The organism is Pseudomonas sp. (assembly GCF_036387035.1).
GTDB lineage: Bacteria > Pseudomonadota > Gammaproteobacteria > Pseudomonadales > Pseudomonadaceae > Aquipseudomonas.
Window position 1 is genome coordinate 1 of record NZ_DASVUM010000110.1, and the last position, 6,564, is coordinate 6,564.

Annotated in this window: 4 protein-coding genes; 3 read left to right on the forward strand and 1 reads right to left on the reverse strand. The window is 62.1% G+C overall.

The annotated features are described in order from the left end of the window. The 3 genes from VF672_RS10330 to VF672_RS10340 form a co-directional block, all read left to right on the forward strand. The coding region (locus VF672_RS10330; protein ID WP_331104344.1) for an L-histidine N(alpha)-methyltransferase at window positions 1-149 on the forward strand (149 nt) is incomplete at its 5' end. 391 nt (window positions 150-540) lie between these two features. Next, window positions 541-1,638, forward strand: coding sequence for an enoyl-CoA hydratase/isomerase family protein (locus tag VF672_RS10335; RefSeq protein ID WP_331104338.1), 1,098 nt, complete (start codon window positions 541-543; stop codon window positions 1,636-1,638). Window positions 1,639-1,641: 3 nt separating this feature from the next. Next, a complete protein-coding gene (locus VF672_RS10340) occupies window positions 1,642-2,793 on the forward strand; it encodes an acyl-CoA dehydrogenase family protein (protein WP_331104340.1) in 1,152 nt (383 codons plus the stop codon). A 21-nt stretch (window positions 2,794-2,814) separates the two neighbouring features. Here the strand turns inward: VF672_RS10340 and VF672_RS10345 are convergent. Then, on the reverse strand, window positions 2,815-6,564 hold a 3,750-nt coding region (locus VF672_RS10345), incomplete at its 5' end, for a dermonecrotic toxin domain-containing protein (protein WP_331104342.1).

Here is a 6,564-nt window from a genome sequence, read left to right on the forward strand (position 1 = left end):
TCGCCGCCGGGGAACGCCTGCACACCGAGAACTCCCACAAGTTCACGGTTGAGTCGTTCACCGAACTGGCCGCGCGGGCAGGATGGACGGTCAGCGAATGCTGGATCAGCGATGCGCCAGAGATGGCGTTGTTCAGCTTGCAGGCCTGATCGCGGCGGTATGCGGTAGATATCCGTTTGCCCCGATTCCTCAGCAGTTCTCAGTTCAAAACTGCCACGCTGATCTGTCGTCGATACCGGATGCCAGCGCCTGGGTGGAGGCCCGTAGGAGCCGGCTTGCTGGCGAATCCGTCAGGCCGGGCACCTTGGCGGCATGTGTGAAAACCGGTTCGCCAGCAAGCCGCCTCTCACAGGTCAGGGCCAGTCGCCGAGATGTCGGCGGCACGCTCTTGCAATCCCCCCTGTCAGGCGCTGGACGCAGCCCTCGCTGGATTCTTCATTGCCATTTACAAAATGGCGCTGGTAGCATCCGTTAGCACCCTCACGGATCTCGGCGATCAAGCCGAGGATGAGTACAACAATAATTAACAGGGATTCCGCGATGACGGCTCAGGTATTACCTGCCGAATACGCAGGCGAGCAATCGGCCTGCGACAGCATTCTGTGCGACGTACGCAATCATATCGGTCACATCACCCTCAACCGCCCTGAAGGCCTCAACGCGATTGACCTGCGCATGGTCCGGCAGCTGCAGTGTCAGCTGGATGCCTGGGCGAAGGATGACGAAGTCTACGCCGTGGTCCTGCGTGGATCCGGCGAAAAAGCCTTCTGCGCCGGCGGCGACATCCGCTCGCTGTACGACAGTTTCAAGAGCGGTCGGACCGAGCACCTGGACTTCTTCGTCGAAGAATACGCGCTGGACCTCACCCTCCACCATTACCGCAAACCCGTCGTTGCCCTGATGAACGGCTTCGTGCTGGGCGGCGGCATGGGGCTGGCCCAGGGCGCGGACCTGCGCGTGGTCACCGAGCGCAGCCGCCTGGCGATGCCGGAAGTGGCCATCGGTTATTACCCCGACGTGGGCGGCAGCTACTTTCTGCCCCGGGTTCCTGGCGAGCTGGGGATTTATCTGGGGGTCACCGGCGTGCAGATCCAGGCCGCCGACGCGCTGTATTGCGGGCTTGCCAACTGGTACCTGGAGAGCGCACGGCTCGATGACCTCGATCTTCAACTGGACAGCCTGAAGTGGAGCCTCACCCCGCTCAAAGACTTGCAGGGCGCGCTGGCGAAACTAGGCGTGCAGCACCTGCCTGCCCCGCCGCTGGCCCAGTTGCGGCCGGCCATCGACCACTTCTTTGCCCTGCCGGACGTTCCGAGCATCATTGAACAACTGCTGGAAGTGAGCGTTTTCGACACCCATGCCTGGGCCATCGACACTGCGAACGTGATGCAAACCCGTTCACCGCTGGCAATGGCGGTGACCCTGGAGCTGCTGCGCCGCGGCCGGCATCTGTCGCTGGAGCGTTGTTTCGCGCTGGAACTGCACCTGGACCGTCAGTGGTTCGAGCGCGGGGACCTGATCGAAGGCGTTCGCGCCTTGATCGTCGACAAAGACAAGAAACCGCAATGGAATCCTTCCAGCGTGCAGGCAGTGGATACCGAGCACGTGGCAAGCTTTTTCAGCGGTCATGAGGTGTGACGTATGCAAGATCTTGAACTGACCGAAGAACACGTGATGATCCGCGACATGGCGCGGGACTTCGCCCGCAACGAAATCGCGCCCCATGCCCAGGCCTGGGAAAAAGCCGGATGGATCGACGACGCCCTCGTGGCGAAGCTGGGGGAGCTGGGCCTGCTGGGCATGATCGTCCCGGCTGAATGGGGAGGCAGCTACATCGATTACGTGGCCTACGCCCTTGCAGTCGAAGAGATTTCCGCCGCCGACGCCGCCACCGGTACGCTGATGAGCGTGCACAGTTCAGTGGGCTGCGGACCGGTGCTGAACTACGGCACCGATGCGCAGAAACAGCAATGGCTGGAAAAACTCGCCACTGGCCAGGCCATTGGCTGCTTCTGCCTGACCGAACCGCAAGCCGGCTCGGAAGCCCACAACCTGCGCACCCGCGCCGAGTTGCAGGACGGCGAATGGGTGCTTAACGGCGCCAAGCAGTTTGTCAGCAACGGCAAGCGCGCGCAGCTGGCAATCGTCTTCGCCGTTACCGATCCCGAGCTGGGCAAGCGCGGGCTCTCGGCGTTTCTGGTGCCCACCGACAACCCTGGTTACAGCGTCGACCGCATGGAGCACAAAATGGGTATCCGCGCCTCCGACACCTGCGCGGTGACGCTGAGTAACTGCCGCATTCCGGCGGAAAACCTGCTGGGTGAGCGCGGCAAAGGGTTGTCCATCGCCCTGTCCAACCTGGAGGGCGGCCGCATCGGCATCGCCGCCCAGGCCCTGGGCATTGCCCGGGCAGCCTTCGAAGCGGCGCTGGCCTATGCCCGGGACCGCGTGCAGTTCGACAAGCCGATCATCGAACACCAGAGCATCGCCAACCTGCTGGCCGACATGCACACCCGCATCAATGCATCACGCCTGCTGATCCTGCACGCGGCGCGCCTGCGAACGGCCGGCAAACCCTGCCTGTCGGAAGCGTCCCAGGCCAAGCTGTTCGCCTCGGAAATGGCCGAGTGGGTCTGTTCCAAAGCCGTGCAGATCCACGGCGGCTACGGTTATCTGGAGGATTACCCGGTCGAAAAATACTACCGGGACGCGCGGATCACTCAGATCTACGAAGGCTCCAGCGAAATCCAGCGTCTGCTGATCGCGCGCGAGTTACGCCACTACTCGCTTTGAGGGCAGCGCAGTGCCGCTCCCTCACCGCGGCGGCACGACGAAGTTGCGACGGCCCAGCCGCAAAATCAGCAGCGCCATTGAGTCGGCGTTGCTGAGCATCACCTGGCGGCGTTTTTGCGGATCGGCCAAAAACACATCCCTCGCCTCCTCCAGGCTGGTCGTGCCGGTCACGCGTAAAATCGTGTCATATCCCCGGTTATCCTCAGGCCTGATGTCTCGCCATTGATCATTCTCAAGCATCCTGAACAACGTCCCGCGCTCGCTGAGGCTGGATAGCTCATGGGACTGTATCCGCTCGATATCCGCCTTCAGCCGAACGTTGCCCACGTCGTTCTGCGCGATCAGATCCGGAAAGGGCGCCGAGCTCTCCAGATACGCAATGTCGTGAGTGGCGAGTGCCAAGTGCGACAACTCATGCAACAGCGTGGCAGCCCGGAAATGCGGGGCAAACTCGAATCCTTCGGAGACGGCCCTTGCATTGAGCCGATACGGGGGCACCTGAAAGAAATTTTCCGTCAGGTAGATGCGCTTTTGCGGGTCCTGCTTGTAAACAAACCCGATGGTGGTCTCGCTGCCGGGACGATTGGTGCCCACCACAAAACGCGGCGACGAGAAAGGCGAGAGCGAGGCGTCCATCAGTTCCTCGAACAGCGTTTTGATGACCCGCTCGACGTCAAGCAGCACAGGCCGGTCGACTTTACGGACGCCGAAGAACTCGGTCAGGATCTGAACCACGCGCGGGTCGAGGGGCTGACTTTGCTGGTGAGTGTGCAGATTGTCCAGGCAGTTCTCCAGGCAGCGTTTGGCCCGTAAATGCGCCTGGCCTATCCGACGCGCCTTGTCGCGATGCAGCAGACGAATCTGCGGCATGCCTTCTGCCTCGATGATCAGCGTGTCGCCCGCCTCGCGCCCGCTGAATTCATTCTTGAAGCGGGTCAGCACTGGCCCACCGCCTTTCAAGCCCAGCCGCAGGTCGATTTGCCAGCGCTGATTGTCGTCGAGCATCAACGTCGGCCCGGGTGTGCCGTTGGCGCCGATGATCTGCCAGCGGCCTGTTTGGGGATCGCGAGAAACTCTATAAATGCGCCCGCTCACCGCCGCGTACGTCACATTACTCTGGGGTGTGCGGTAGACGTTCAGCAGTTGATCGTGGCGCAGGTCGTTGAGTGCTACGTCCTTGACCGCCATGGCGTGCAGCCGGATCAACTGTTCGGTGTTCAAAGGCGTGCGCTGCCATGAGTAACCTATCGGCGACTCGTTGTCCTCGGTGGGCAGCGCGGCATCGACGGCCTCAGCCTGCAGATCATCCAGCAACCGCTCCTCGAGGGCCTGGCCACGGGCTGTCGCCATCACGCCGAGCGCAGCCGAGAACTCCGACAGCGCCTCGCCCCAGCGCTTTCCCGACGCTGAATCGAACGAGGCGCGCACCAGTGAGTGGCTCTGCCACAACGCGACCAGCGCCGCGAGCTTGCCGGGCAGCAGCGTCAATCCCTGCTCCAGGCCGAGTGTCATCAGGAACCGTCGCGAGGCCTGATTGGCCTCCTCAGTGCTGATGGTGTTGGCGGTGGCGTCCTCTATCAGCAACGTGCACGTATCGTCGAACAGCCTGTCCAGTGCATTGCCCTTTATGGCTTCGATCGCCAATGCGACCGGCCCGGGCGGTCGCAGCGGCACATCGCCGAGTCCGGCAGCGAAGAACGGCAGGTGCGGTTCGGTGAAACCGCTGTTTTCGTAGCGGCCGCGAACTTCAGGTTCCAGGCGCTGCAGCAACAGCGCCTGCAACTCGGTGTTGCCGCGCAGTTCGGTCATAAGCGCCGCACGGCTGGGGAATTCCTGGAACCGGAAGCCTGGGTGCTGCATGGCATGAAGCACCACTGGCCCGGCCGCCGAGTCGGCCGGACCGATCAGGTACAGGCCCAGGCAGCTATCAGGCTGCATGCCGGAATCCGCCACTAACTGCAAACGACTGATGATGACCCGTTCGCCGCCCATCGAGTCGCGCGCAATACCATCCGGCATCTCCAGCACACGGCTGATGAATTCGAACGCCGTAGCGCTCAGGGATTTTTCCTCCTTGAGGTGGAACGCGACGATCTGCAGCGTGAGCGGCAACTGGTTGGTAAAAAGCCGCCGACGTAACGCGTAGTCTCGGTCGGATGGATCGAGACCCTGGCGCAGCATGTCCATGAAGCCAGCGCCCACGTCGAGCGTTTTAACGATCCGTCTCACGTAATCAGGCTGGAGCAGCGCGACCGCGTTTGCCTGTTCAGCGGACTCGACACTCAGCACCGCATCCTGAAAGCTGGCAAAACGGTTGGCCGAATACTCCGTCAGCGATTCGGTGCGGATAATCGTCGCGCCGGGGATGGCGGACGGCGTCTGCCCAATCATCGTCGGCGCGGGGACGTAATGGCGCACGGTCACATTAATCAGATCGGGATTGAGGTCGTGCCCTGGAAAATCCAGCCGCAACTGAGTGACGAGACGATCACCTGCGTACTCCTGCAATGACGAGATACCGAACAGAAAATCCTGACCGCCTTCGCTCGCCTGGTAATAACGTTGCCACAGCCGCACATATGCCCACAGGTCATTCAGTGAAACAGCCCTCAGCCACGGCGGCAGCATGGCGTCGAGCAGCGTCTGGCTGATGCTCAGCGACAGACCGTCCAGCAGCGTCTGGAGCGGCTCGTCCGGTTCTGCAGCACTGGCCAACCCGAGGAACAGCGACGGGCCGAAACGGCAGCGGACGGCACGCTCGCAAAGCTGCCGCAGATTTTGCTTCTGTCGAACCAGTGCGCCGAGCTGCAGCGCATCAAAGGCGTGCCCTTCGATGAGTTCCAGCCGCACACTGACGGCATTATCAGCCGCTGCGTGCAGGTGCTCGCGCAGCAACGAGCGGTCTTTCTCTCCGAGCAGGTCCAGCCAGCGTTCACTCAAAGGGCCATGAAAATGCGCCCGAATGCGGTCGTCCAGACGTTCTACGAAAGGGTATCGACGCCATCCGGCCAGGCTGCTCCACATCATGACCCCGGCCTCGGGCTTTGACGGTTGCGAGAGCACCATCACATCCGAAAATACCGCCTGACCCATGCCATAAAGCAATGTCACCGAATACGCCTCGGTTATCGTTTCGCTCAGGCGCTGTGACCGATCCGGACGATCCAGAACCTGCTGCGCCATGCTCAATCCCGCCAGCGGGATGAGTTCAAGGCGCTGGCGCAGGGCGAGGTCAATTCGCGCGGCGTCCTGGCGAATGTTGCTGGCAACCACCACGGGCTGCCAATGACTGCCATTTTTGCGCTGTATTTGCGTCCGGCTGCGCCAATAGTGGCGCAGGTACGCCTCGGTAAAATCAGTGGCGGCGCGTTGCAGGGCATGCTCGAGCAGTGCCGGCTCAATGGCCAGCGGGGCACCGTTGGTCGACGTCACCTCTAACCCGGCATAGGCGTCCAGCGCATGCTGCTGCTGTCCAGTGACCCGCTCAAGCAACAGCGAAACCAGGTCAATCGATATGGGCATCAGCCTGTCGCCATCAGCCTGTTCATGGGCGGGTGGCTCGACAGCACTCGGCGCAGGAACGGCTTCGAACCCACACAGACGCACCTCTTGCGCCCGCGTTGCAGCGACATCCGCTACGCATAAATAGCGCTGCAAAGCCAATCGTGCATGATCACGCAGCCCATGGTTGAGTTCATGCAGCTCCCCGGCCAGTCGGTCGGCCACGTTCATCTGCTCGCGCCAGGACGGCGTCAACATTGCCCGCGCTGA

Bases quoted from the DNA above. Each gene is read 5' to 3' on its own strand.
- VF672_RS10335 (WP_331104338.1), top strand. From the start codon at position 541: ATGACGGCTCAGGTATTACCTGCCGAATACGCAGGCGAGCAATCGGCC.
- VF672_RS10340 (WP_331104340.1), top strand. From the start codon at position 1,642: ATGCAAGATCTTGAACTGACCGAAGAACACGTGATGATCCGCGACATG.